This is a genomic window from Rubritalea spongiae (assembly GCF_042652385.1).
In the GTDB taxonomy this organism is placed as follows: domain Bacteria; phylum Verrucomicrobiota; class Verrucomicrobiia; order Verrucomicrobiales; family Akkermansiaceae; genus Rubritalea; species Rubritalea spongiae.
In genome coordinates, this window is record NZ_JBHSJM010000001.1 from 3170529 (window position 1) to 3197054 (window position 26526).

The window sequence follows — 26526 nt, forward strand, 5'->3', positions numbered from 1 at the left end:
AACGCACGACCGGATTGGTCCCACGTTAAAAATAGCATTTTTCAAGCGCATTGAAGCTCCGGTCTGTGGCCGGAGCTTTTTTGCGAAAAGATTGTACTGAGGATTTTGAGCAAAAAAGTGGCGAACCACTTGAGCAGAAGGCGCATATTGTGGCCTGCGCCACACAGAACTGCATTGATCTTGTCTCCATCCTTGCCGTGGAGATAATTGCGTCCTAGGTGACCGTCGGTTTTCATGTGTCCGATGACTGGCTCGACCGCGGAGCGTCGCCGAAGCTCTCTTTTGATCTCAGGGGTCACGCCACGGATTTGTCCGCTGCGAAAGACTGCGCGCTTGTCTGGGTAGTCGTGACCGACATAGCCTTTATCCACGTAGATGCGTTCGGGTTTGATGCCGCTGATGGCTCGGGTTGCCTGAATGACCCGATTAAGGGTATGGCCGTCGTAAGGCCGGCCTTCGATGGCTTCGCTGTGCAGAACAAACAGCCCGCCTGCAGAGCGTTCCATCGGTGTGGTCACCGAAACTTTGATGCCAAATTCGTAGGGTTTGTGCGCCTTGCCTTTGGCGATGCATTCAACCTCCGGGGCGTGCCAGCTGTAGATCTTCACCTTGTCGCGTGGCTTTTGCGTGCGGATGAGGAAGGCTTTGTAAAATGGCAGGCGAAAGGTCTCTTCGAGGTCCGTGTTGCCGCTTATTTTGCGGGCGATGTCGCGCTCCACGCGGCCAAGACGTCCCTTGAGTTCTTTGAGAGTCTTACGCATGCGTTTGAACTGTTTGGCATGGGCGTAGCGACCAGCCATGATGGCGAGTCGCTTGGCCTCCTTCGCGTAAGATTGACGCAGTTTGATGCCGTGAAGTTTTGCCATTTTGACAAGCTCTGTGAGTCCGCGCAAAGCGAGCTTGGCATCGGTCGGATGAGTGACGTTCTTGAGCTGGACGGTGGTGTCGACGATGACCTTGCTCAAGCTTTCAATGTCCAGGGCTCCTGTTTGATGCGCAACTCGTAGCAGTTCACTGATGAGGGGTTCGAGTTTCTTATCACCGATGCGTTTGCGCCAATGGGTCATGGAGCTGCGCTCGATCGGGAAGCGGTGCTGGAAATATTTTTCACCACAAAAGAGTTGGAAGTAGGGATTCTCTTTCCACTGTCGGCAGACTTCTTCGTCGGAAAGAGCCTTGGCATGTTTGAGTAGATGCAGGCCAACCATGAGTCGGGTGGGAATGGCGGCGCGCCCCGTGGTCGAGTACAATTCGCAGAGTTGTCCGTCGAGCCAGTCCCAGTCGATTTTCGCTGCTAAGACGACGAGCTCGTGGGACGGGTCAAGAATATCGATGAGCAGAGGTTGGAACAGGTGGGCGGTTTCAGGTTGATTGGAATGCTTTGGTGGGCGCATACTGTTAGAAAAATCTACAAGGTTTACGCGCTGAGAAGGCGATTTCTTGTAGATCATTTAAAGAAAAAAGCGTGCTGGATAAGAGCACGCTTAGGATTGAATGATTTTAACGGGGGACGGATTGTATTTGATATAAAATTGAGGGCCTGAATGCGTTCAGAAAAAGCCTAGGGGGGCATTTCAATATTAGTAGCGTGGGCAAAGGAGTTATTGATGTTTATCGACTCCCCCCTCACCGTGAAGTAAGTCAATTTGTCTACACGGCCTAAGTTCAAAGACTTTTCTTAAGGTGATTTGGTCAGCGTAACGGTAGGCTCGATGATTCGTACTGGTGAGCCTTCTGGAGCGTATGGAAGCTTGGTGGTAGAGAGCAAAGCTTGGTCCAATTCATGATTATCAGTGATCACGCTTTCGAGGGTGGACCAGACAATGTTGATAGTTTGGCGGTGAATCAGATTGTCCTTGATGATAATGATTTCATCTTTTCCGTAGAGTGCAGAGCGTGGAATTTCTACGACGTTTTTTAAGGTGTTGGCTTCGATAAATGCGGTGACTGGCTGGTTCATGCGCAAGGGGACTTTACGGTCTTTTTGCATCATACCGAAAGGGTCTTCGACACGAGCCACAACGAATAGCTCACGCGAATTTGGGTCGAGTTCGCCTTCGATGCGTACAATCTTGGCTGACCAGTGCGAGTCATTGTCTGGATTGATCGCATCTTTGAGTTCTACTTGGATGTGATCGAAATCGATTTCATTGATATCGATTTGGCTGAGTTGGCGGATGGAGAGCGGCAGGCGGACTTCAGCATAAGAGGTGGCGTAGACTTCGCCTAGTTTCGTGCCAGTCCCGACGGTTTGGCCAAGGCCGATGTCTCGCGAACGGACGCGGCCTGTGTAGGGGGCTTTAATTTTAGTGCGTTCGAGGTTGCGCTGGGCGCGTTCGAGTTCAGCTTTTTGTGCGGCGACACTGGCTTCAGCTTCTTTGAGCTGAGGTTTGCGTAGAACGAGGTCATTGGGTTTGTCATCGAACCCAATATCTTGCCAATTGCGCAGAGCTTGTGCGGCGCGTGCTTTTTCTTGAACGAGGACGGCTTCGGCGCGTGCTAATGCTGCTTGAGCGCTTGAAATTTGAGACTGGAAGTCACTGGGGTCGAGTTCGAGTAAAACCTCACCTGCTTCGATGAATGAGCCATTTTCAAAGTGGGGAGAGATTTTTGTGATAATCCCTGAGACTTGAGGAGTGAGAGAGGTGATCGACGGTGGTTGGACGATGCCGTGCGATTCTAGGAGGATAGGGAAATCTTTTGATTTGAGGCGGAGGACGTTGGTTTGCTGTGCATTTTTGAGCTTTTTCTCTTTGAGCTCTTCTTTGCTAAGTTTCTTTTGTTGAGGCTCTTCAGCATCAGCGTCTTTGTTGGATACAAAATGGTTCCAACCCCAGATTCCCACAGCTAGGATGAGAATGGCAGGAATGATGCGTAGAAGAGATTTCATAGAATTCGGGTAATGTAACTTTATATAACGGATGCGAAAGTCCGAATTTTTCGCAATTCTGTAAAATTCTTACGTTTTATTGGCCGCGAGTAATCTGGTTATCTTGACCTTTTAGGATTGCGGGCTGGGAGATCTTTGTCTTAGTTATCTAACTGCATCGAGCGCAGAATCTTTTATGACGACTTCAGATATTTCTTTCCCCGAAGCAAATGAGTTAACCAAGCATCTTTTTGCGGTGCTCAAACGGCATCCAAAACGGATTGTTTTCACTGAGGGGCAAGATGAGCGAGTCATTCGTGTGGCCGCTAAGCTGGTAGAAATGGAGATAGTGGCTCCTATTTTGCTGGGTGATAAGAATCGTATCCGAGCTATGGCTGCGAGCATGGGAGTGTCTTTAAATTTCGTGCATGTACTGGATCCAAGAACGGCAAGTGATTTAGATTTATTCTGTCGGAGACTTGAAAAAATGGAGCGTTATCGCGGGCGGGAAGTTGCTGATGCGCGTGAAATGATGGCTCGACCGCATAATTTTGCGGCAATGATGATTCAGTACAGTCAAGCAGACGGAATGGTGTCGGGCAACCAAGCTAACCCAGCATTGATATACCGTTCATTGATCAACTTCGTGAAGCCAAATCCGGATGTAGCGAAATTGTATTCGGTAGTGGCGATGGTGGCTCCGCATCTGAATCATTTTGGCAGCGAGGGAATGTTATTCCTTACTGACTGCGGGGTGAATCCTGAGCCAAGCGTGGATGAGCTAGCGAGTTTTGCGGTAGAAACAGGAAAGCTGGCAGAACATTTTATGGGGCATGTGCCGCGGATTGCTTTGTTGAGCCATTCGACGCATGGTTCCATGCCGACCGCTTCTGCTAAGAAAGTGGCGGCAGCGGCAGTGCAGGCTCGTGAGTTAGCGAAGCTTCAGCGTCTCGATTACGAGATCGACGGTGAGGTCCAAGCTGATGTCGCACTTGATTTGGCTGCTGCCGAGGTCAAGGTCAGTGACAAGAGAGCTGAAAAAAGCGCGGATGTCTTGGTATTCCCCAATTTAGATGCGGCGAATATTTCATTTAAATTGTTAGAGCATGTGGCTGGGGCTCAGATGTATGGGCACTTACTTTGTGGCCTGAGTCGCCCGGCGGCGCAGGTTCCTAAGACTGTCACCGTCGAAAGTTTATTAGGAACCGTTGCTTTGGTAGGAGTGGAGGCTATTAAGTACCGCCAACTCTACCCTGAATAAGCGTTGGAGTGGGATTATGGTACTAGCATTGCTCAGGGTGCTTCTGGCATTAGTATTTCTCATATTTGGGGGCGCGAAGCTGCTAGAGATTCAGGACTTTGTTGAAAATGTATCGAACTTTCAAATTGCTCCCTTTGATCGGGCGCCGTATGATATGTACTTGGCTTACTTCCTCGTTCCGCTAGAAGTGATGACAGGTGTTTGTCTTTTGATGAAATGGTGGTTTAGGGGGGCGCTTGTGATGGCGGTGACGATGACATTGGCTTTTATGGTCGCGATAGGTGCTGTCTGGGCGAGAGGTTTGAATATTGATTGTGGTTGTGCTGGTGGCAGTGTGGAGTTTAGCGGTTACCCCATTCACATGCTTCTACTGATGGTTATGCTGGGGATAGGGGTTTATCTAGTGGTGGATCTTTTGTTTCCTGGTCCCGAGGAGAAGTAACTCGGATTATAAATTTTTCCTAAACGCTTGATCGTTCGAATTCTGAAACTAGTGTTCGAGCACTACCCCGAGAAACTATGGAAATTTGGAAGGCTGTTATTGTTGGAATCGTGCAGGGATTGGCTGAATTTTTGCCGATTTCTTCAAGTGGTCACATTGTGTTGACCCAATACATTTTGGGTATTCGTGAGGTTGGTGGCGGGCATCAGCCTGACTTAGCTTTTGAAATCATTCTTCACCTAGGAACCTTGGTGAGTGTGTTATTGTTTTTTAGAAAGTCGCTATGGAAGTTAGTCCAATCGCTTTATACGAAGGATATGGTAGATGAGCGTAAGAAGATTCTTTTTCTCGGGCTCGCGACAGTGCCTGCAGTGATTGCAGCGCTCTTATTTAAAGACTTCTTTGATTCGGCTCCGGGTAATCCCGTGTTAGTTTCAGGCTTACTGATCGTTACGGGCTTGGTGTTGTTCGTGCCAAGATTGGTAAAAGGTGGGAGCAAGGATGTGGGTGTGAAGGGAGCCCTAGCAATGGGAGTGGGGCAGGCATTTGCGATTCTTCCAGGAATCTCACGCTCTGGTTCTACGATTGCGGCTGGTTTGGTGAGTGGGGTGAAAGCGGAGAAGGCTGCTGAGTTTTCATTTTTGATGTCAATCCCAGCGATTGCTGGAGGTTTTGTTTTAACGATGAAGGATAAAATCGAGCAAACAGGTTCAGTATCTCATGCGCTGTCAGCTTGTTTTAATACTCCCTATTTAGCTGGCGCTATTGCTGCGGCAATCGTGGGTTTGTTGGCCATTTATTTAGTGATGGGCGCTGTTAAGAAAGGACGTTTGGAATACTTTTCCTATTACTGTTTTGCGGCGGGAGCGGCAGGGATGGTTTACTTTTCGATGAATTAATCGTATAAACGCACGATGCGGGTATTAGGTTTACTAGTTATTTTAATTGCGGCTCTACTGAATGTGAGTCTCTCGGCAGGAGTTCGAGTGGAGTTGGCAGATGGTTTTGATTTTCCGGTGGGTAAGCCAGATGCGAAAGGCTACTATAAAGCTCGTGGGCTTCGTTTGAGATCGCCACGTCATTTTGGTGAGGACTGGAATGGTAAAGGTGGTGGAGATACAGATTTACACGATCCTATTTATGCGATCGCAAATGGGGTCGTGACCTTTGCATATGATGTGCAACAGGGCTGGGGACGAGTGATTATAATACGACATGCGTATCGTGATCCGCGAACTGGGAAAGTGAATTATTGTGACTCGCTATACGGGCATAATCGTACGATGCTGGTTAAGGTGGGAGATAAAGTGAAGCGCGGTCAGCAGATTGCGACGATGGGGAACAATCGTGGAATGTATAGTGCACATCTGCATTTTGAGATCCGGCATAATTTAAAGATGGGAATGCACCGTGATTCCTATCCTGCAACCCTCGAACACTGGGCTGATCCTACGAAATTTATAACTAAGTACCGGAAGCTGAAAAGTGAGTTTTTGGGACATACAGTTCCGACTGAAACGTATCAGATCTACCGAGGCCATAAAGGGCTGTGATTCTGAACGGCCTAGCTTAACTGTGTTTGATAGCGTTTTTTCGCGTTTGTATACACGGTTAGATAAAAGGTTCATCTGCGGCTAGTTTTTTATTTTTTGTGAAAAGGTGTTTTGCTTTTCCAAACCTAACGCTTGAGATCGATTGGATTTCATAAGGATGAAACTTTTGCTCAGCCTGTGTAAGTTTCAGGTAGAAGGTGTTAGGATTTGTAAGGCTGATTATTGTTTTGCGAGGAGTTGGCGAGCTATGATTTACTTTACGTCAGCCCCTCCAATATTGATGAATGTGCGATTGTTACTACTATTGACCTTATTTTTTGTGATGCATTTCACTGTGCATGCCCGGCGGGTGACTGTGGAGATGGCCGATGGCTTTGATTATCCAGTCGGGAGGCCGAATGCTTCAGGTTATTACAAAGCGAGGGGGATACGCTTGAGTTCACCGCTTCATTTTGGTGAGGATTGGAATGGGAAGGGCGGTGGGGATAGCGATTTGCATGATCCTATTTATTCTATTGCGAATGGTGTCGTGACCTTTGCATACGATATTCATCAAGGCTGGGGACGAGTGATCATTATCCGTCATGCCTATCGTGATCCTAAATCGGGGAAGGTGCGCTATTGTGATTCTCTCTATGGACATAACCGAAAGATATTAGTGAAGGTGGGGGAGAAAGTGAAACGAGGGCAGCAGATCGCGACGATGGGCAACAACCGTGGGATGTATAGTGCGCATTTACATTTTGAAATACGTCATAATATTAACATAGGAATGCACCGCGTGTATTATCCTGTGAACTTCACGAATTGGGCAGATCCGACAGCATTTATCAAAAAGTACCGTCGACTCAAAGCCGAGTCTATGGCACAAGTGGTGCCAACACGAACCTACCGAGATTGGCGTGGGCATAAGGGACTTTGAGATATGGCAAAGAAAAAATCGGTTAAAAACACGCTGATCGTATTGGTTATTTTAGCGGCATATTTCATTTTTAAGGGTGAGGACTCTGAGCCGAGGGCGCCGATCTCTGAATTGAGTATTCCGGAAACAGTCGACGGCAGTTACGAAGTTCTTAAGAATTGTCGATTAGTGAAGAATAGCCGCAATGATGGCGATAGTTTTTTTGTGAAGCACACTAAGGGGGAAACTGAGTTTCGCCTCTACTACGTGGACGCTCCAGAAAGTGCTTATAAAGAATATAGGAATGGGGAAAATAATGGTGAGCGGTTGGATGATCAAGCTGCCTATTTTGGAACGCAGCGCGAGAGGGCGATTGAAGTGGGGATTGAGGCTAAGGATTTAACTCATTACTTATTAGATGGCGGTGCATTTAAAGTGCTTACCAAGTGGGAGAATGTGTACGGGCCTGAGCGCAAATATGCGTTTATTGTAGTGAAAGAAGCTGGTCGAGAAGTGTATTTGCACGAAGTGCTGGTGCAAAATGGCTTGGGGCGGATTCACACGAAACCTGCTCCGCTGCCAAGTGGTGTGAGTTCCCAAGTTCAGTTAAAAAAATTGAGGGATCTCGAGCGGAGAGCTAAAGAGCAGCAACTAGGTGCTTGGGCGCAGTGATATCGCATTGACCAAAGCGTGAATCGCGCTTTAAGTCGGCGCATGCTCGCTAAGCGAATTATACCTTGTTTGGATGTGACCAATGGTCGCGTAGTGAAGGGAACAAATTTTGTAGACCTTCGCGATGCCGGTGATCCCGTAGAATGTGCCATTGCTTACAATGAACAAGAGGCTGATGAACTCGTTTTTCTAGATATCACAGCGTCTTCAGATGGTCGAGACACCATGGTTGATGTGGTGCGCCGAACAGCGGAGCATTGTTTTATTCCTCTTACAGTGGGTGGTGGAATTCGCAAGGTTGAAGACATGCGTGAAATGCTTTTAGCGGGTGCAGATAAGGTTGGAGTGAATACTGCGGCAATTATTACTCCGCAGTTGATCGATGAAGGAGCAACGGCCTTTGGTAGCCAGTGTATAGTATGTGCGATTGATGCTAAGAAAGAAGGACCAGGGAAGTGGGGAATTTACACGCATGGCGGTCGTAAGCCAATGGGCATCGACGCAGTTGAATGGGCAAAAGAGGTTTATAACCGTGGCGCGGGAGAGATTCTTCTCACTAGCATGGATGCGGATGGCACCAAGGACGGTTATGATATCGAGCTGACTGCGGCAGTGAGTGAAGCGGTTGGGATTCCAGTGATCGCCAGTGGCGGTGCGGGAAATCTCCAACACATGGTTGATGTGCTAGAAGAGGGGAAAGCCGATGCAGTGCTTGCTGCGAGTATTTTCCACTTTGGGCAACATACTGTTGGCGAGGCGAAGGACTATTTTTCTGAGCGCAACATCCCTGTACGGCCCACTTCAATTCATCAGTAGTCGTATTCTTAGAAGAAGAGCCCCACCATAAAATGGTGAGGCCCTAGTAATTTGGAATGTCTCCCCCCGAAGTATTCCAAAAGATGATGTGCGGCGTTGAGGGTAACTATGGTTGGCAGCAAAGTGATTCTTCTCGTTTTACTGAAACGGTAGTAGTACCAAGTTTAAATGTAAGATTTCTAGGGTCACGAGCGTGATGACTGCAAAGAGGGACTATTTGATCAGATTTGTATTTAGGGTTATGAACTTGTGAGGCTTCTGTTGCCTCGTTAGTGCAGCCAAATACTGAGCAAAAATGGGGCCATTCTTGGTTACCATATTTGTTCCAATGTTCCTTCCACGAACGACACGAACAGGATACAGATGAACCTCCAACATTATTAATCCACTGCGTGGTGATTAAAATAGACATAGGGGAATTTCAGGAGTTATTTTTTTAACGACAAAATACACAATAAGTTAAGAGGATGAATCTAGGCAATTCTTTTTCTTTGAAAAAACTTGCTGACTTCATTGAGGTCTGATTGCTAAAATTTTTGAAACATGATGTCTGCCGTATAATGACAATTGATCTATCTACTCCAGCTCTGCTTTTTCCAGCAGTGAGCTTGCTCTTTTTGAGTTACACTAATCGCTTTTTAGCGTTGTCGTCATTAATCCGAAAATTGCATACTGACTGGATCAATGCACCAGAGCATTGTGATGATGCTTTGTTGGCGCAGATAACGAATTTGAGACACCGGTTAAAGTTGATTCGTTGGATGCAGGTTAGTGGTGCTTTGAGTTTGTTACTCTGTGTGAGCTCGATGGGCTGTATGCTTTTCGATTTGCGATCGGTAGGAACACTCTTTTTCGGTGTAGCTCTGAGTCTGATGGCTGTGTCCTTATGTGCTCTTGTACGTGAAGCGAGTGTGTCGGGAGGGGCCTTAAATATTCTTCTCGATGAGACAGGCCAGCCTCAAGGGAAGAAGAAATAGTAAGCAAGTGGGGGGGCTGTTAAAACTCGCAGTGCCCTGGGGTGCGGGCGAAAGGAATGACATCGCGGATGTTTTTCATGCCTGTGACGAACATGAGCATGCGCTCAAAGCCTAGTCCGAAACCAGCGTGAGGGCAGCTTCCGTATTTGCGCAGGTCTAGGTACCACCAATAATCTTCTTTACTGAGGCCGTGTTCTTTCATGTTAGCTTCGAGAACTTCTAGGCGTTCTTCACGCTGAGCACCGCCGATGATTTCGCCAATGCCTGGGACGAGGAGGTCCATTGCGGTCACTGTTTTGCCATCGTCATTGGTACGCATGTAGAATGGTTTCACTGACTTAGGGTAGTTGTAGACAGTGGTCGGGCATTTGAAGTGTTTTTCTGTGAGGTAGCGCTCGTGCTCGGATTGGAGATTGACGCCCCATTCGACTGGGTATTCAAATTGCTCACCTGAGGCGATGAGGATTTCTACTGCTTCTGTGTAGCTGACACGTTGGAAAGGGCGCTCAGCGACGAATTTAAGTCGTTGTCTGAGATCCTTATCGACAAATTTGTAGAAGATATCGAGGTCGCCTTCGTTGTTTTCCAAGACGTCTTGAACGAGGTATTTTACGAATTCTTCAGCGAGGTTCATGTCGCCTTCGAGATCGCAGAATGCCATTTCTGGTTCGATCATCCAGAATTCAGAGGCGTGGCGCGTGGTGTGCGAATTCTCTGCACGGAAAGTTGGCCCAAAGGTGTAAATGTTAGAGAGGGCTGTGGCGAAGGCTTCTCCTTCTAACTGACCGGAAACCGTGAGGTAGGTATTTTTGCCGAAGAAGTCATCGTCTTGTTTAGAGGCATTTTCTTGGGTGGTGACTCGGAACATTTCACCAGCACCTTCGCAATCAGAAGAGGTGATGATAGGGGTGTGAACGAGGGTGAAATCTCGTTCTTGAAAGAAGCGGTGCACAGCATTGGCTAGGCGTGAGCGCATGCGAAAAACGGCTCCATAGAGATTGGCGCGTGGTCTGAGATGGGAAATAGAACGAAGGAATTCTGGAGTGTGTCCTTTTTTCTGAAGTGGGAAGTCAGAGGGGGCTTCGCCAATGAGTTCGAGAGTGGTGGCTTGAATTTCCCAAGTTTGGCCTTTGCCTTGTGATTCGATGAGTTTGCCAGTGATTCCGATGGCAGCGCCAGTGCTCATTTTTTGAATGTCTTGATAACCGGGAATGCCGACATCTGCAATGCATTGGAGGTTGGCGAGGCATGAGCCATCATTAAGCTCGATGAAGGAAAATTCCTTAGAGTCGCGTCGAGTGCGCACCCAGCCTTTGACGGTGATTGAGTTCTGAGGGTGGGCGCTGAGGAGTGCGTGCTTAATGAGTGTGCGCATGGCAGAATAATTAGCAAGCAGGTGGAGAAGATCAACAGTTGAGTACGAGCTTTTCTTGGCCTTGAGCTTGGAGGGTTTGCCTGAGAGTAATCTTTTTTATCAAGAGGAGCTGTAGCAATGAGCAGGCTATGATGCCGGTGTCATCAATGGAACTTGCTATGTAAGCTGGTATATAATCCACACTGTCAGCAAGAAGCATAAAATTTGCAATCATTCCGGAAAAGGCTCCAAAAACGCTCAGTGACCACCAGCTCTTTACAAGGGTCGAGCTTGTCTCTGGTGGTGAGCTCTCAAGCCATTGCCATTTCATTGCTTGATATGGTCTCCATAAGCAAACAATGGGGATGAAGTAGTACCCTACAGCCCAGCCAGGAGAAATTTTATTGGTGTTGTCAGTGCTGAGTGCCCAAGTGTTTTTCATGGATTGATTTACCCAGATCAGATAAAAAACGAGGCTTATAAAATAGAGGTAAGAGCCTGGGGTGTCTAACAGGTTCCAAGCTTGCAAAAAGAGAGTTTCATCACCATTTACATCCCAGTAGAGCGTTTCACTCTTACCCGTATATTCTGCTATAATGGCAGCTAGGTAACAGAGTAAGGACATGCCTGCTAAGCAGATATCAAGACCGACTCCGAGTTTTGCTAGTTTTTCCCATTTAGAGATGTCGCGATAGGCGCCGTAAGGGGAGTTGTGGTTTTGATCGGAGCGGGGTTCTGGAGTGCTGAGGGCTGCTTCACCAACGATATAGGGGTTTTGAGCATCGGACATAAAGAGGATATTGGTCGGCTATTTGGGTGATGGCAAGTGAGGGCTAATAAGAAAAAGCTCCAATCTCATTGGAGTGAGATGGAGCTGACTGTGCGAAAGGAGTTAGAGCGTGTAGATTATTAAAAATTCCACTTTTCGACAGAGTTTTTTGTGCGTGACTGTTTCGCTAGCTTAGCCATTTTATCGAGCATTTCTGGGTGTTGTTTAGCGAGGTTGTTTGTCTCTGAAGGATCATCTTTGAGATTGTAAAGTTCCCATCTCCCTTTGTTACTTTTTGCGTCGTATTTAACTATTTTCCAGTCGCCTTGGCGGAGGGCAATTCTGCCGCCGCGCTCGTGGAATTCCCAATAGAGTGACTTGTGTTGTTTTTGCTCTCCTTCACCGGTGAGAGTTGGGAGGAAGGAGATTCCTTGGATGTCATTTGGAGCTTCTACTCCAACAATTTCAGAAAGAGTTGGGAGAACATCCCAAAAGGCGCAAAGGTGATCTGATGTGCTGCCGGCTTTGATTTTAGCAGGCCATTTTACTACGTAAGGTACACGTATGCCGCCTTCGTACATGTCTCGCTTAGTACCGCGGTAGATTCCATTTGAGTCAAACATGTTCGCATGATATCCGCCTTCGACCGAGGGGCCATTATCTGAGGTGAAGCTAATGATAGTGTTTTCGCTGAGGCCAAGTTTATCGAGTTTGGCAACGAGTTTGCCAATGTTTTGATCCATGCGTTGGATCATACCGGCATAGCTAGCTTGGATATTAGGAGATCCTGAATAACCTTTGGCTCTAGCTTTGACTTTCTTGCCATTTGGAAATTTTTTTAACAATGGTGCTAGAGTGTCTTCAGGAACGATGATGTCGGCGTGAGGTACACTGAAGGAGAGCAGTAGAAAGAACGGATTTTTTTTCTCACGTTCGATAAAATCTATGGCTTTTTTTGTATAGATATCAGTACTGTATTGGTTACCACCTTCTTGACCTTTATTTCCCTCGAGAGTGATTTTTTCATGATTTTCGTAAACAAAAAATGGGTATTGTCTGTGAGCGTCTTTGTGCGAAAGGACTCCATAAAAATAGTCAAAACCAGCGGTGAAGGGAGTTTGGGTATTTTGGGTGTTTCCTGTGACACAAGATTTGCCCACCATGCCATTGCGGTACCCAGCTTTTTTAAGAGCATGTGCGATGGTGTAGTCTTTTTCTGTGAGTTCGTATTCACCGTTGCCGCGGATGGTGGCGTGTCCTTGATCCTTGCCAGTCATCAATGAGCAACGCGAGGGAGCGCATACGGTACTTCCGGAATAGTGGGTTGTGAAGCGTATGCCTTCTGCTGCTAGCTTGTCGATGTTGGGGGTGTCGATACGTTTTTGTCCATAGCAAGAGATGTCGGCATATCCTAGGTCATCGGCAATGATGTATATGATGTTAGGCTTTTCTGCTGCGAAAGCAGGAAGGCATAGGCTTAGGGCGAAGATAAGGTGTTTTTTGATCATAAAGTTGGTCTAGGTACGGTAGGTCGATGCGGATTATTTCTTAATAAAAAAAGAGGAGCCTATGGGAAGACACCTCTTTGGAAAACTTCAGAATGGGTTGTTGAAACTTACTTGAGCGTTCGGATATGCGCCATGATGTCTTCGATCACATTGTCTGGGAGGGTGTCGAAGAGACCAGATGGCATGAAGGATCGTGAGCCAGCGAAGAGCTCTCTGCGGACATCAGGTCGAGGGATGAATGTGGTTGAGCCTCCTTGGAATCCGACAGTCACGCCTGAGCCACCAGATTTGAGTTTCATGCCTTCATGGATGGTTCCGTCAGTTTCTAGTACTCGGAAGAGGACATAAGCGCCCTCAGCTGCTTCATCGGGTAGGAAGAGTGCGGTGAGCAGGGCTTCTGGTTCACGTTTGGCTGAGCCGTCGAGAGCTGGGCCAATGCCAGCTCCTTCTGAACCCACGACATGACAGCTGAGGCACATGCCGGTGAAGATCGCTTTGCCCGTGGCGGGGTTTCCGCCTTCTTTCTCGGCGAGCTCGATGAGTGATGGGATGCGAGCTTTCGCTTTTTCAAGCGCAGCGAGGTGTTTGGCTTCTGCTGCTTTATAGAGCTTGGTGATCCCTGGATTCTTCTTTCTTCCACTATTAAGAATGGCTTCCATTCTATCGGCTGTGGAGAAGTCGATATCGCTAGGGCTTAAGACTTTTTTGGATACAAAATAGAAAAGTTGAGCGAGACCATCTCTGGATTTACCAAGAACATCGATGAAGTCGAGTTTGCGGCCAGGGTTGGCTTTAATCATGGCAGCAACAGCATCACGGTTTTTTGTGCGTACTGGAGCTTTAGATGAACGGCTGAGCGAGTAGATCGTTTGTTTGATGAAATCAAAGGGCTGCTCTTTGTTGTCACGGACAGATTCTAACAATACGATGTGAGCATCGCGATTTACATCAAGAGCCTTGAGAGCTGCGAGTTGTACTGCTTTATCTGAACTCTGCTTGAATATGTCTTGGACTGCATTTGTGATATTTTTGACTCTTAACCGAGTGATTGCTTTTAAAGCGAGGAGTTGCTTCTGAGGATCTTCTGATTTCAAAAGGTGATTCAGTGGGAGGGTGATGAGCTGGCTGAAGCCCTTGGACTGAACGAGCTCTTCGTTTTTTATTGCAAATTCCACATATTCCTCGGCATTCGCAGGGTCTGCAAACATCGGCTTGATTTTCGCCGCAATATTCTTTTTGTCAGCTAATCCAGCAATGACTACAAAGGTGGAGTCATTCATTGGTTGAGAAGAAATCTTGTTCCATATCGGGATGAATGCTTGTTGGCCGCCGTCTGGAAGTGCTTGCGTCGCCCAGAGAAGGTTAACTGCAGGCATTACTTGACCTTCTGGTGTGTCGAGAAATGATTGTAGCTCTGATGGGTATTGTTCAAGCGCCTTGCGCGCGAGAAAGCGTTCGAACTTGCGTTCGTAAGGTCCACCAAGGTCAAAGCCTGGAAGGTCAGCTTTACAAGCATTGACGAGAATTTTGATAGTTGAATGATCGGCTTCGTCAATATCTGCAAGTGTGCGCAGTGTTTGGGAGCGGATCATTGCGTTATCATGTTCTTCGAAACCGTCGATTAAAGCAGCTGTCTTCGCTGCTCCGAGCTTGTGATTAGCGAGTGAACGGATGGTTTCGCGTACTAGTTCGTCTTCACCAGATTGGAGAAGTTTTTTGGTTAGTTCTAAGTCAAAGTGACCGATGTCTTCGAGTGACCAAACTGCTAGGATACGAGTTGTTACGTTTATTGAACTATCGCCGGCCAGTTTGACGAGAGCTGGGGCGAGAGTTTTTGTTTGTTCGAGTGGTCGGTCGGCAATTTGGTGCCAAGCCGCACGCTTTTCCCAGAGGATGTCAGCTTTGAGGTGGTCTATGAGTTTTTCCGTAGGAATTTCTAGGAGGTTGGGAATAGCTTTTGGTTTTTGTGACTGGTGGCGAATTCTCCAGATGCGGCCGTGGGATTTGTCTCGATCTGGGTGAGTGGTGGGGAGTTCGTTGTGGGAGACGATCTTGTTATACCAATCAACTACGTAGAGGCAGCCGTCTGGTCCGAAGGTGAGATGTACGGGGCGGAACCAATCGTCTTGAGATTTAAGTAATGGTTTAAGGTGCTCAGCGCTAACTGATCCGTCTGGATTACGCTTGATGCGCACACAGACGAGTTCTGAGGTGATCGGGTCAGCCATGATGGCAACATCTTTCCATTCTGCTGGGAAGCCAGAGGTGCCATCTTCTGAGAATGCTAGACCTGAAATGCCAGTGCCTCCGACGCGGAAGTCATGGAGTGCCGGCATCCATGGCTGGTATGGACGGATGCGCTCGTTACCGATCCCTTTGTAGCCAGTTTGTTCCTCCATAGGGACGACTGACCAGCCGATATCGTTTGCCTCTGTACCGTACCATTGGCCGTTAGCTTGGATGGTGTAGCCCCAGATGTTTTGTAGGCCAGCGTTGATGAGTTCGATCTTGTTACCGTCGAGCGAGACCTTGGCATTTTTAGAGTAATCCATACGAATGGATTCACCTGAACGAACAGCCTTGATTTCACCTTTATTGAGAGCTCCTTGAGTGAAGTGAAGCCAGTTTCCTGGTCCGCGAACTAGGCAGTGAGCCATGGTGTGGGTATCGGTGAATCCAAATCCTGTGAGGACTGGGATACGTTCGTCAGATTTTCCATCGTTATCGTTGTCCTTGAGAAAAAAGAATTCTGAGCCTTGGGCTACGAAGACACCGTTTTTATATGGTAGGACCGCTTGAGGGATGGCGAGCCCGGTGGCAAATTTATTGACGGAAAGTGGTTGGCCAGGGTAGATGCCTGAGAGCACTAAGATGTCATCTTGGCCTTTTGTTTTCCCCTGATAGAGGTCTTTGATACGCTTGAACTCTGGATTTTTATCTTGAGCTGCTGGATTGTCCATGAGCTGAAGAAGCTGGTTCCATTTGATATCCTTGACTGGATCCATAGGGTACATGCGTGCAGTCTGTGTCCATAGGCGTCCAGAATCGTCGAAAGAAATATGGATTGGGTTGATGATACCATCTTTTTCGGAGGCCACGAGTTCAGCGATGAAGCCGTCTTGAAGTTCAAAGCCTGCAAGTTGTTGTTCAGGTGAATTTGCTTTGGTGCGTCCTGAGTGGGTCTTTTTAGCTTCAGCGTGGAACTGAAATGCTATGCTGAGTCCTATTAAGGATGTGATGAGTTTCATAAAGCGGTTGGCTAATATTGAGTAATAGGGAGACTACGAGATAAAAGTCATTTTGTTAACAGAGTACTCCAAACAAAGAGATATGCGAAATGCACATGGATGTGTTGAATATAAAAAGCGTAGAGGAAATTCCCCTACGCTTTTTGTGATCTCGGAGTAAAGAGAATTTATTTTGTCGCTTTGATAAGTTCGAGTAGCTTCTTGGCTGCTGCTTCAGCGAAGACTGGACTGTTGATTTCTTCGTCGTAGTCGATGACTTCGACTTTTGCGTTTGCGTGAATGGCTTCGAACAGAGCTTTGTCAGCTTCTGGGTCGTAGAATGGTTGACCTTTAGCGGAAATAACGCTGACAGTTTTGAGCGGGTTTAAGATGGCTGTTGGAGCGCTGTTTGCGTTGGCCTTTTCTGCGATAATTTTGCCGAGCTGCGCACATTCTTCAGCATTGGTACGGAGGAGTGTGACCTGTGGGTTGTGGATGTAGATCGTGCGATCTTCAAATTCAGCAGGGAGTGTTTCGCGTTCGCCGTAGTTTGCCATGTCGAGGCAACCAGGAGAAACCACGGCTGGAACCTTTGCTTTACTCATGGCGTCCATGCGTGTCGGACCAGCAGAGAGGGTGGCGCCGAGAAGTTCGTCTGCCCACTCGGTGGTAGTGATGTCGAGCACTCCTGCGACCATACCACTTTCGATGAGGCTTTCCATGGTCTTGCCGCCCATGCCTGTAGCGTGGAAGATGAGGACTTCATAGCCTGCGTCTTCGAGAATCTTAGCTGCGTGGTTGATGCAGTCGGTGGTATTGCCAAACATGCTCGCCACGATGAGTGGCTTAGAGTCGTCTTCGCCTTGTTGGGCTGAGTCGACCATGCCACAGATAGCGCCGGCTGCTTGGGTGAAGATAGTTTTAGAAATGCGGTTGAGACCTGCGACGTCGACGATGGATGGGATCATGACGATATCTTTGGTGCCGACATAGTGTGCAGTGTTGCCACTTGCTAGGGTAGAGACCATCACCTTTGGAAAGCCGATGGGAAGCTCGCGCATCACAGAGGTTCCCAGTGCTGTTCCGCCACCTCCGCCGAGAGAAATGATGCCGTCGATTTTGCCTTCAGCTGCGAGTTTGGTGATGAAGATCGGAGCTGCCTTTGACATTGCAACTACGCATTCGCCACGGTCTTGGCGATCGATGAGAGCCTGTAGGTCAGTGTTGTTAGAGGCTGCGACATCGAAGCGAGTGAAGTCTGGTGTGACCTGTGGGGCGGAGCCGGTGCCGAGATCGATGAGGATCGGTGTGTGGCCATTGGCTTTGATTTGCTCTGCAACAAATGCGTGCTCGTGGCCTTTTGAGTCGAGAGTTCCAACTACTGCGATATTCATAGAGTGGTTTATTAGGTTTTTATGGTGTTTGGGAATGAGCAAAAAAGCCCCACATGGTTTTTCATGTGGGGCTTTAGAGTGAGAGAACTTAAAGCTCTTTTGAATTTTCTGAAGTGACTTCAAAGTCGAGAACGACGAGGCGCTCAAGCTTTGGAGAAATGAGTTCGACGCGCTCTTGGTGCACTGGATGTGGCAGGTAGGCATCGCGAGATTCGAAGGAATCAAATGTCATGCAGAATGCGTGAGTGAAGCCGTCGTCAAGTCCTTCGTCGGACTTGTGTGGGCCGTGCTCGACTTTAAGAAGGCCTGGGATTTGGCCAACCATTGCGCAGAGTTCTGCGAAGCAATGCTTGATTTCGTCTTCTGTGACTTCTGGTTTGAACTGGAATACTCCTAAGTGTCTGATCATTTTCTTTACTGAGGTTAGAATTATTTGATGCGTTTCACTGGGATGGATTTGAACTCACGAGTGAGGTCAGTGATGGACTGCTCTACAGCGAGGCGCTCGATGGAAGAAGCTCCAACGAATCCTACGGTATCCGTGTGCTCGTTGACATATGCAGCTTCTGCTGGTCCTACGATTGGTCCACCGTGTGAAAGAACGAAGGTGTTTTTGTTTACTGAATGTACCGCTTCACAGATGGCTTGAGTGGCCTGAGCTGCTTGTTCGAGGCCGATGGAAGCATCGCTGACGCCAATGGAACCTCCGACGGTACAACCGACGTGGGCGATCACTGCATCTGCTCCTGCTTTAGCCATTTTTTTCGCTTCTTCTGGAGTCGCAACATAAGTGATGGAGAAAATGTCCATCTTGTTGGCGAGAGCAACGGTATCAATTTCTTTTTGAACACCCATGCCAGTTTCTTCGATAGATTGACCGAATTGGCCGTCTACGATAGTGTGGGTGGGGAAGTTGTTGATGCCAGAAAAGCCCATGCCCTTCACTTGCTGAAGCCAGTGCCACATACGGCGACGTGGGTCAGATGCGTGGACACCGCAGATCACCGGGATTTCTTCGACGACTGGGAGTACTTCATGCTCACCGATGTCCATGGCAATAGCATTTGCGTCGCCGTAGGCCATCATACCAGCAATGGAGCCAGCTCCTGCCATGCGGAAACGGCCAGAGGCGTAGATTATGATCATGTCTGCGCCGCCTTTTTCGATAAATTTAGCGGAGATGCCTGTGCCGGCACCAGCTACAATGATAGATTCACCTTTTGAGAGAGTGTTATTGAATCGTTCAATAACTTCAGCGCGAGTGTATGGGTTTCCTACCCCTGTCCATGGATTTGGCATATGATTCTTCTAGTTATGGTAAAAGTGATAAAAACTGTATGACACCTTTCTAAGCGTGATTGATCGATGTGGAAAGTAAAAGGACACCACAAAAAGCTATGTGGAATCCACTTCATTGGTATAAAATGCACAAAAGCCCAGAGCGGTGAACTCTGGGCTTTTGATGAAATCATCAATGACTAGAGGAACTTTTGCACCTCTTTCGGGTCGTTGCTGACCTGGTGTGCTTCTTTGGGAAGGTCCGCGAGGCAAGCTAGGCGCTCGGGGATTTCTACACTACCTTTCCCTAGTTCTTCTTCCATAGTTGGAAGGAATTTGGAAGGGTGGGCAGTTTCTAAAATGATGCACTCATCTTCTGGTGAGGCTTGGTGCCACGCTTCAGCAGCAAGGATGCCGACGGCGCCGTGAGGGTCTATAGTGTAGCCAGTGTTTGCTTTGACGGCCTTGATGGCTTCACGTGTTTCGTCATCGCCAAACGCGAGGCCAGAGATGTTTTCGCGCATGGCTTCCCAGTCATCGCCGAAGAGGTCCTTCATGCGAGCGAAGTTGGATGGCGCTCCTACGTCCATTGCATTTGAAATCGTTGGGCTGGATGGAAGCGGTTCGTAGTTGCCGTCAGCGAGGTAACGCGGGACGGTGTCGTTAATATTCGTCGCAGCAACCCAGTGACGCACTTGGAGACCAAGTTTTTGAGCGAGGAGTCCGGCAGTGAGGTTGCCGAAGTTTCCAGATGGGATGACGAAGACTGGCTCTTTGCCTTCTTCGAGCTGGCGAGCTGCATTGAAGTAGTAAAATGCCTGCGGGATGAGGCGGGAAATGTTGATGGAGTTCGCGCTAGTGAGATTGTACTTTTCCATCAAGTCGCGGTCGAGGAAGTTGGCCTTCACCATAGCTTGGCAATCGTCAAAACTTCCATCGACTTCAAGAGCTGTGATATTTCCGCCAAGTGTAGTCAGTTGTTTTTCTTGGAGGTCTGAAACGCCACCTTTTGGATAAAGAATAATGACGCGTGTGCCTTCCACATTATGGAAAGCGGATGCCACTGCGCCGCCAGTGTCGCCTGAGGTGGCTACGAGGACGGTGAGCATGCTGTCGTCGTCTCTGTTGAGGTAAGCCATGGTGCGAGCCATGAAGCGGGCTCCAAAGTCTTTGAATGCGAGGGTCGGTCCGTGGAAGAGCTCGAGCACGTGGGTGTGTTCGGCAATCTTTACGACTGGAGCATCAAAGTTGATAGCTTCGTTGACGATGTCGCGAAGTGCGTCTTCTGGGATGCTGTCGCCAAGAATTTGTTTTGCCACGTGGAAGCCGAGTTCCGGGAGTGACATTTCACGCCAATTTTCCCAGAAGGACGCTGGGAGTGGGGTGATGGTTTCAGGCATGTAGAGACCGTTGTCAGCTGGGAGTGAGCGAATCACCGCTTCCTTGAGATCGACGCGGAGGTCTTTGTTATTGGTGGAGTAAAATTGCATAATGAGAATTTCGGGTGTTAAATTCTAAATGGTAAGAGTGGTCTCTATATGACGTGAACTCCTGTGGTGTTGATTCTAGAGACGTGGATTTGATTGCCAAAGTTGTTGTCGGTAAAGACTTTTGAGATGACTTCGGCGACCTTGTTGGCATTTTCTTCACCTTCACAGAGTGCGAAAACTGATGGGCCGGCACCTGAGATTGAGAAACCGAGAGCTCCGTGCGAGAGGGCTTCTTGCTTGGCGGTGTAGAACTCAGGGATGAGCTTTTGGCGGTGTGGTTCGGCGATGACATCGTGGAGTGAACGGCCTACGAGTCCGAGGTCGTTGTTGTAGAGTCCGCAGATGAAGCCACCTAGGTTGCCCATTTGTTGAGTTGCGGTGCTGATTGGAATCTCTTTTGGAAGGATGTCGCGCGCTACTTTGGTGAGGATTTCGATATCTGGATGAACGACCGCTGCCCAGAGGTTTTCCGGGACGGGAAGTTGAGTGATGTCGAGCTCTTCATTGGAGCGGATGAATGTAATGCCACCAAGAAGGGACGGGCCTACGTTGTCGGCGTGGTAAGCGCCGTCGGCACTGGCTTCACCGGTCATGGCGAAAGGAAGAAGTTGCTTCTTAGTAAGTGGTTCGCCGAGGAGCATATTGACTGCGTAGACGCCAGCTACTGCCGAAGCTGCTGAGGAACCGAGACCTGAACCGAATGGCATCTTCTTGTGGATTTCCATTTCAATGCCTTTGTCGGTGAGGCCGAGATGGCGGAGGAGGTCAAGAGCTGCGACGCCGGCAGTGTTGCCCTCGACGGTTTTCGGCAGTTTGCCATTGTCACCAGTGATGTTGGTAATTCGGAGGCCTGGTTGGTCTGAAAATCTAGCTACAACTTCGTCACCAGGGGCATCGATGGCGAATCCAAGGACGTCATACCCACTCGCTACGTTGGCGACAGTAGCGGGTGCGAACACGCGGACTTCATTAGGCTCTTCTATTACCATAGTGTTGCTGCTCATATCAGAGCTAGGCCCCGCGTCCAGTGCTATTTGGGTCATTCCTATGGATCAGAATGGGGGAGACATTGCTTTTTCATACTGTAGGCCGTGTTGACAAATTGCTTTACGATCCGGCTGGATCGTATTTGATCTGGAATTGACGGCCTGAATGCGTTGATAGAAAGCCTTCAGGCGCAATTTAACTATAGCTTTGTTGGTAACAAAATCATTGATGTTGATTAACTACTCTTCACCACCTTGCCGTAGTTGAAATGAGCTATCATCGTGCAGGATAGAAAAGCGGTGGAATGTCTATTTCTCAATACTAACTGTCTGATAGACCGCGAGGATGAAGTATTCTCTGAAATCTATGCTATAGGTGTTGGTAGAAGCTAACACTTACGAGTATACATGAAAAATTTAAGAGAACAGACAGAGGCGCAGATTAAAAAATCGCGAAACGGTAATCCTCAATTTATGGAGGCGGTAGATCAAGTTATCGAGGCTGCACGCCAGTTCGAAGAGGGTAAAAATGCACTAGCTCTGGGGGAGGTGGCACCTAGCTTTGAGCTGCCAAACTTCGATGGGGCGAGTATCAAGTTAGCTGATCTGTTGGCAAAAGGGGCAGTGGTGTTGAGTTTTTATCGAGGGAGCTGGTGCCCTTATTGCAATCTTGAGTTAAAGGCGTTGCAAGCGCACTTGCCAGAAATTCGGGAGCTGGGAGCGGAGTTGGTTTTCGTGACCCCTCAAACTCCAGATATGTCTTTAGCTCAGTCAGAAAAGGATGTGATAGAGTTTCCTGTTTTATCAGATCAGGGGGCTGAAGTGGCAGCGCGCTATGGTGTTGCTTGGAAGGTTCCGGAAGTGATTTTAGAGCACATGCGATTGGATAGAAAACTCGACTTGGAAATGATCAATAATGGGAATGGCGAGGTCTTGCCAATACCGGCAATATTTGTGTTAGACCGTTACGGAGTTGTGGTGTGGAAATATGTGGACGTCGATTACCGCAAGCGGGCAGAACCGGCTGAAATGATAGAAGCACTTCGCAAACTTTCTGATGTTAAATGATAAAAAATCACTCCTCGCTTGCAGGCATCTAGTAGGCGTGTGATTGATAGGTATGATTAAAAAGCTCTTACGATTTGTAGTCCCGAGTTCGATGTGTGCATCGATGGCATTTGCTGCACCATTGAAAGTGGGTGATCAACTGCCTGAAGTTTCATGTGCGAGTCATGAGGGGAAGAAAGTTTCACTCTCTGAGTTTAAAGATTCGGAATGGGTGTTGGTGTACTTTTACCCGAAAGCTGACACGCCAGGCTGTACGAAACAGGCCTGTTCGCTGCGTGATTCTTATGAGGTTCTCACGGATAAAGGAGTGATTATTTTTGGAGTGTCAAAAAATACGGTGGAGGAGCAAAAAGCCTTCGCTGAGAAGTATAAATTGCCATTCACTTTGCTAGCGGACAAAGATACCAAGGTGATCAAAGCCTTTGGGGTTCCTCAGTTTCCTGGAATAGGCTTGGCGAAGCGTCAGGCATATCTTTTTAAGGAAGGGAAGTTGGTTTGGAAAGATGAGAAGGCATCTACGACCAAGCAGGCTGCTGACATTTTAAAACAGGTGACTGCTAAGTAATCGCTTAGAAGCAGTATATTTTCTTAATGAAGAAAAGCCTCGGAAGTGATTTTTCGAGGCTTTTACTGTTAGGAATCGTCTCTGTAATCTGAGCTGGTTTTGAGGTTATAGTTAGTTAGACTGAAAGTTCGGCAAATGGATTATCGAGCATGGAACGACAGGAAGTCATAGGATACGCGCTGCTGACGACATTGGTGAATTTCATCCTAATGATCGTGAAGATTGCGACTGGCGTGATTGGTAATTCCTATGCGCTCATTGCCGATGGTATTGAGTCGGCATCGGATATTCTCGTGTCGTTGATTACTTGGTTAGGCTTTGGCTTGTCGCTGCGTCCCGCGGATGAAGGGCATCCATTTGGACACGGCAGGATTGAATCGCTTGCCGGGATCTTTTCGGGGATGGCTTTGTTAGGTGCCGCAGCTTTGATCGCGTATCAGAGCATTCACGAAATTCTCACTCCGCACCATAGTCCTAGTTGGTTTACCTTGCCGGTGCTGTTGTTGGTCGTGGTGATTAAGGAAGTGTTAGCGCGGAAGATCTCGGTGCTTTCTGAGCAATCTGACAGTCGTGCGCTGGAAGGGGATGCGTGGCACCATCGTTCGGATGCTATGACGTCTGGAGCGGTGGCTGTTGGTTTGACCTTAGCTTTACTGGGTGGACCAAAATACGCAGCGGCTGATGACTGGGGGGCGTTGGTTGCTTGTGCCATTATTGTGTTTAATGGTGGGAGGATTATAGCTCGTTCTGTTCATGAGAATATTGACGGGAAGGTGGATGAGAGCGTGGATGAAGATATTCGCCGTTATGCTGAGGATGTGGAAGGTATTTGTGCCATCGAGAAATGTCGCGTGCGCAAGAGTGGTGTGTTTTATTTTGCGGAAGTGCATGTGCAGGTGGATCCGCATTGTACTGTGACGGTAGGGCATGAAATTGCGCATGAGTTTGAAGAGTATGTGACTGATAAAATGCCGAAATTAAAGGATCTAGTAATTCACATTGAGCCCTACAATAGAATGGTTGAAGGGAGGGTTAGAGGCATGTGACAATTGAAATATAGGAAATGTTAAAGATTGCTGGATTAGGGAGGTTGTACTCTTTAAAGCATGGATTAATGATTTCTATTTATCGCTTACTCATCGTCACCTTATGCCTGCTGCCTCTTCATCATATGTTGGCTGAAGACGCTATTGTTAGTCGTCCAAAATGGCAGAAGGTGTTTTCTAAATTCGCTGCTGAAGGAACGCTTGTTGTGTTAGATGAACGCGAGGAGACGCGTGGAACATTTGTTTTCAATAAGGAACGTGCAGAAAAACGATTTTCGCCTGCTTCGACTTTTAAGATTCCGCATGCGTTGTTCGCACTCGATGCGGGTGTCGTGCGCGATGAATTTCAAGTGATTCCCTGGGATGGAAAGAAGCGGAGATATGAGGTTTGGAATCGAGATCAGACACTTCGTTCTTCGATGCGCCATTCAGTGGTCTGGGTGTATGAGGTTTTCGAGAAAGAAATAGGTGAATCGCTTGAGCGTGCGTACATGGAAAAGATTGATTACGGAAACGCTGACCCGACGGGTGACACTCCATTTTGGGTGGAAGGAAATCTCCGGATCTCGGCATTGGAACAGATTAGTTTTCTGCAAAAGCTTTATAGAAATGAGCTTCCATTTAGCGTGAGTACTCAGCGCTTGGTCAAAGACATGATGATTAATGAGGCCGGAAAAGAATGGATCTTGCGAGCGAAGACTGGCTGGAGTGGAACGATCGGTTGGTGGGTCGGTTGGGTGGAGCTGCCTACAGGGGCTGTTTTTTTTGCGCTTAATATTGACACACCGAATAGAGCCGATGATCTGTATAAGCGGGAAGCGATTGTGCGTGAAGTCTTCCAGTCTTTGAAGGTCTTGCCGTAGCGAAGTTTCGATTCGCATTGTTATTGATTAGGCTTACACTCAATTTTCCTTATTGCTCCTATGACCCCCTTTTATTTGGTCTCTCTCGTTTTTGTGAGTTTTTTTGTCTATCGTATTCTTAGGGGAGTTCATAAACTGCTTAGTAAGAGTTGTTAATTGTGCGCGTGGCGGGATTCGACTACCATTAGTCTTCGATGGTCGAGCCCCACCTATTAAACTCATTCAGATGGTATTCATTCGCAATAAGACGGAGAAGCTCATAACCACCATGAATCGTCACGTGGCGGAGAGCCAAGAGTGGGACAAGGAGGCATTAGACCAGCATTTAATGGATGAATTTTGATCCTAATCTACCCGATCCACAGCATTCGATTCTTGAGGTTCATACGATAGCGCCTTTTGATGTGCAAGGTAATCCTGCGATTGACCTCGATGAAACACGAGGATTCCATTACCATGTAGGTTCGGCAGGTATTAATCAGATTATCAGATCATTTCGTGGAGTTTCAGGTTCTTGTCAGCATAGAGGAGTAGTGTGCTGACTTTAACTCTTATCCTAGGCATCATAGGATACGAAGAGCCCTATTTTTTCTTTGTAGGGAATAGGTTGTGATTCCGAGACTCCTATTAATGTCTATTGATCAAATTAACACTCTAGGCTTCCGCATTATGAAATTAAGAAATATCACTCTAGCTTTGGCGCTCTCTTCTATGAGCGTGTTAGCAGAAGATCTTCAAGTAGAACTCGACGCCCGAAAGGACAAATTTACAAAGACTGCTCCTGAGGAAACGATTGTAGAATACAATAAGGGCATCAAATCGGTGCAGGAATCAGGCGTGCTGGAAAAGGCGCTCAACGTTGGGGACTCAGCTCCAGACTTCACTCTAAAAAATGCGGTGGGCAAGGATGTGACTCTGTCTAAGCTTTTGAAAGATGGTCCAGTGGTCCTGACTTGGTACCGTGGTTCGTGGTGTCCGTATTGCAATATTACACTGCGCAACTACCAGGAGCATTTAGATGAATTTAAAAAAGCCGGTGCACAATTAGTAGCGCTCTCGCCCGAACTTCCAGATAAGTCTCTGCCGACCACTGAAAAGCACGCATTGGAATTCGAGGTTCTCACTGACCTAAACAGTGAAGTGGCTAAAAAATACGGTATTGTGTTCACCATGACCAAGTGGGTGGAAGATGCGATGCGTGACTATGCCGATCTCAAAAAATACAATGGAGCGAGCTACGATGATACTACGCTGCCATTGAGTGCTACATATATTATTCAGCCAGATGGTAAAATTAGTTATGCCTTTTTAGATGCTGAATATAGGAATCGTGCAACTGCTGATCAGATTTTAGAATCGCTTAAAAGTACTGAGAAGTAAATATTTAAGGGGTTTGTTATTATAAATATTCAAGGAGCTAAGTGAAACTTATCTCCTTTTTTTGTTACTCATTCACAATGAGTAATGTATATGTGGAGTGTTTGGAT

Annotated in this window: 24 protein-coding genes; 13 read left to right on the forward strand and 11 right to left on the reverse strand. The window is 47.7% G+C overall.

Annotated features, from left to right (window positions below):
- Nucleotides 1-41: 41 nt before the first annotated feature.
- Both ACFPK9_RS14120 and ACFPK9_RS14125 read right to left on the reverse strand, forming a co-directional pair.
- Entirely contained in the window at nt 42-1394 is a 1353-nt protein-coding gene (locus ACFPK9_RS14120; RefSeq protein WP_377096655.1) for an IS5 family transposase, read from the reverse strand.
- 284 nt (nt 1395-1678) lie between these two features.
- Entirely contained in the window at nt 1679-2890 is a 1212-nt protein-coding gene (locus tag ACFPK9_RS14125) for an efflux RND transporter periplasmic adaptor subunit (RefSeq protein ID WP_377095692.1), read from the reverse strand.
- A gap of 175 nt (nt 2891-3065) precedes the next feature.
- On the opposite strand from ACFPK9_RS14125, the gene ACFPK9_RS14130 reads away from it, so the two are divergent.
- The 8 genes from ACFPK9_RS14130 to ACFPK9_RS14165 all read left to right on the forward strand — a co-directional run bounded on the left by ACFPK9_RS14130 (nt 3066) and on the right by ACFPK9_RS14165 (nt 9491).
- Nucleotides 3066-4130: a phosphate acyltransferase gene (locus ACFPK9_RS14130; RefSeq protein ID WP_377095694.1), complete on the forward strand. Its 1065-nt coding sequence runs from the start codon at nt 3066-3068 to the stop codon at nt 4128-4130.
- A gap of 16 nt (nt 4131-4146) precedes the next feature.
- Nucleotides 4147-4572 carry a MauE/DoxX family redox-associated membrane protein gene (locus ACFPK9_RS14135; RefSeq protein WP_377095696.1) on the forward strand — a complete coding sequence of 142 codons (426 nt, stop codon included), beginning with the start codon at nt 4147-4149 and terminating at the stop codon, nt 4570-4572.
- A 77-nt stretch (nt 4573-4649) separates the two neighbouring features.
- Nucleotides 4650-5471, forward strand: coding sequence for an undecaprenyl-diphosphate phosphatase (locus ACFPK9_RS14140; RefSeq protein WP_377095697.1), 822 nt, complete (start codon nt 4650-4652; stop codon nt 5469-5471).
- Between the two features lie 63 nt (nt 5472-5534).
- Complete coding sequence (locus ACFPK9_RS14145; RefSeq protein ID WP_377095699.1) at nt 5535-6125, forward strand: murein hydrolase activator EnvC family protein; 591 nt, start codon at nt 5535-5537, stop codon at nt 6123-6125.
- A 334-nt stretch (nt 6126-6459) separates the two neighbouring features.
- Complete coding sequence (locus ACFPK9_RS14150; protein ID WP_377095700.1) at nt 6460-7047, forward strand: murein hydrolase activator EnvC family protein; 588 nt, start codon at nt 6460-6462, stop codon at nt 7045-7047.
- A 3-nt stretch (nt 7048-7050) separates the two neighbouring features.
- Nucleotides 7051-7698, forward strand: a complete 648-nt coding sequence (locus ACFPK9_RS14155; protein ID WP_377095702.1) for a thermonuclease family protein — start codon at nt 7051-7053, stop codon at nt 7696-7698.
- Nucleotides 7699-7740: 42 nt separating this feature from the next.
- Entirely contained in the window at nt 7741-8514 is a 774-nt protein-coding gene (gene hisF, locus ACFPK9_RS14160; protein WP_377095704.1) for an imidazole glycerol phosphate synthase subunit HisF, read from the forward strand.
- A 560-nt stretch (nt 8515-9074) separates the two neighbouring features.
- Nucleotides 9075-9491 (forward strand): DUF2721 domain-containing protein, encoded by a 417-nt coding sequence (locus ACFPK9_RS14165; RefSeq protein ID WP_377095706.1) that lies wholly within the window; start codon nt 9075-9077, stop codon nt 9489-9491.
- A gap of 19 nt (nt 9492-9510) precedes the next feature.
- Here ACFPK9_RS14165 and asnS read toward each other — a convergent pair whose 3' ends face one another.
- From asnS to ACFPK9_RS14210, 9 genes are all read right to left on the reverse strand, one after another.
- On the reverse strand, nt 9511-10866 hold the full coding sequence (gene asnS, locus ACFPK9_RS14170; protein ID WP_377095708.1) for an asparagine--tRNA ligase: 1356 nt from the start codon (nt 10864-10866) through the stop codon (nt 9511-9513).
- A gap of 31 nt (nt 10867-10897) precedes the next feature.
- Nucleotides 10898-11635, reverse strand: coding sequence for a DUF4328 domain-containing protein (locus tag ACFPK9_RS14175; protein WP_377095710.1), 738 nt, complete (start codon nt 11633-11635; stop codon nt 10898-10900).
- Between the two features lie 119 nt (nt 11636-11754).
- Nucleotides 11755-13122, reverse strand: a complete 1368-nt coding sequence (locus ACFPK9_RS14180; RefSeq protein WP_377095712.1) for an arylsulfatase — start codon at nt 13120-13122, stop codon at nt 11755-11757.
- Nucleotides 13123-13229: 107 nt separating this feature from the next.
- Nucleotides 13230-16370, reverse strand: coding sequence for a PVC-type heme-binding CxxCH protein (locus tag ACFPK9_RS14185; protein ID WP_377095714.1), 3141 nt, complete (start codon nt 16368-16370; stop codon nt 13230-13232).
- Between the two features lie 167 nt (nt 16371-16537).
- Complete coding sequence (locus tag ACFPK9_RS14190; protein ID WP_377095716.1) at nt 16538-17743, reverse strand: Tm-1-like ATP-binding domain-containing protein; 1206 nt, start codon at nt 17741-17743, stop codon at nt 16538-16540.
- Between the two features lie 88 nt (nt 17744-17831).
- Nucleotides 17832-18152 carry a Dabb family protein gene (locus ACFPK9_RS14195; RefSeq protein ID WP_377095718.1) on the reverse strand — a complete coding sequence of 107 codons (321 nt, stop codon included), beginning with the start codon at nt 18150-18152 and terminating at the stop codon, nt 17832-17834.
- A 20-nt stretch (nt 18153-18172) separates the two neighbouring features.
- Nucleotides 18173-19042 (reverse strand): phosphoenolpyruvate hydrolase family protein, encoded by an 870-nt coding sequence (locus ACFPK9_RS14200; protein ID WP_377095720.1) that lies wholly within the window; start codon nt 19040-19042, stop codon nt 18173-18175.
- A gap of 179 nt (nt 19043-19221) precedes the next feature.
- On the reverse strand, nt 19222-20511 hold the full coding sequence (thrC, locus tag ACFPK9_RS14205) for a threonine synthase (protein WP_377095722.1): 1290 nt from the start codon (nt 20509-20511) through the stop codon (nt 19222-19224).
- A 44-nt stretch (nt 20512-20555) separates the two neighbouring features.
- Complete coding sequence (locus ACFPK9_RS14210) at nt 20556-21515, reverse strand: homoserine kinase (protein ID WP_377095724.1); 960 nt, start codon at nt 21513-21515, stop codon at nt 20556-20558.
- 390 nt (nt 21516-21905) lie between these two features.
- On the opposite strand from ACFPK9_RS14210, the gene ACFPK9_RS14215 reads away from it, so the two are divergent.
- From ACFPK9_RS14215 to ACFPK9_RS14235, 5 genes are all read left to right on the forward strand, one after another.
- Entirely contained in the window at nt 21906-22565 is a 660-nt protein-coding gene (locus tag ACFPK9_RS14215; protein ID WP_377095726.1) for a redoxin domain-containing protein, read from the forward strand.
- Between the two features lie 52 nt (nt 22566-22617).
- Nucleotides 22618-23130, forward strand: a complete 513-nt coding sequence (locus ACFPK9_RS14220; protein WP_377095728.1) for a peroxiredoxin — start codon at nt 22618-22620, stop codon at nt 23128-23130.
- Nucleotides 23131-23339: 209 nt separating this feature from the next.
- Entirely contained in the window at nt 23340-24176 is an 837-nt protein-coding gene (locus tag ACFPK9_RS14225; protein ID WP_377095730.1) for a cation diffusion facilitator family transporter, read from the forward strand.
- Nucleotides 24177-24193: 17 nt separating this feature from the next.
- Entirely contained in the window at nt 24194-25039 is an 846-nt protein-coding gene (gene blaOXA / locus ACFPK9_RS14230) for a class D beta-lactamase (protein WP_377095732.1), read from the forward strand.
- A gap of 669 nt (nt 25040-25708) precedes the next feature.
- Nucleotides 25709-26419, forward strand: a complete 711-nt coding sequence (locus tag ACFPK9_RS14235) for a peroxiredoxin-like family protein (protein ID WP_377095734.1) — start codon at nt 25709-25711, stop codon at nt 26417-26419.
- The last annotated feature ends 107 nt before the right edge of the window (nt 26420-26526 follow it).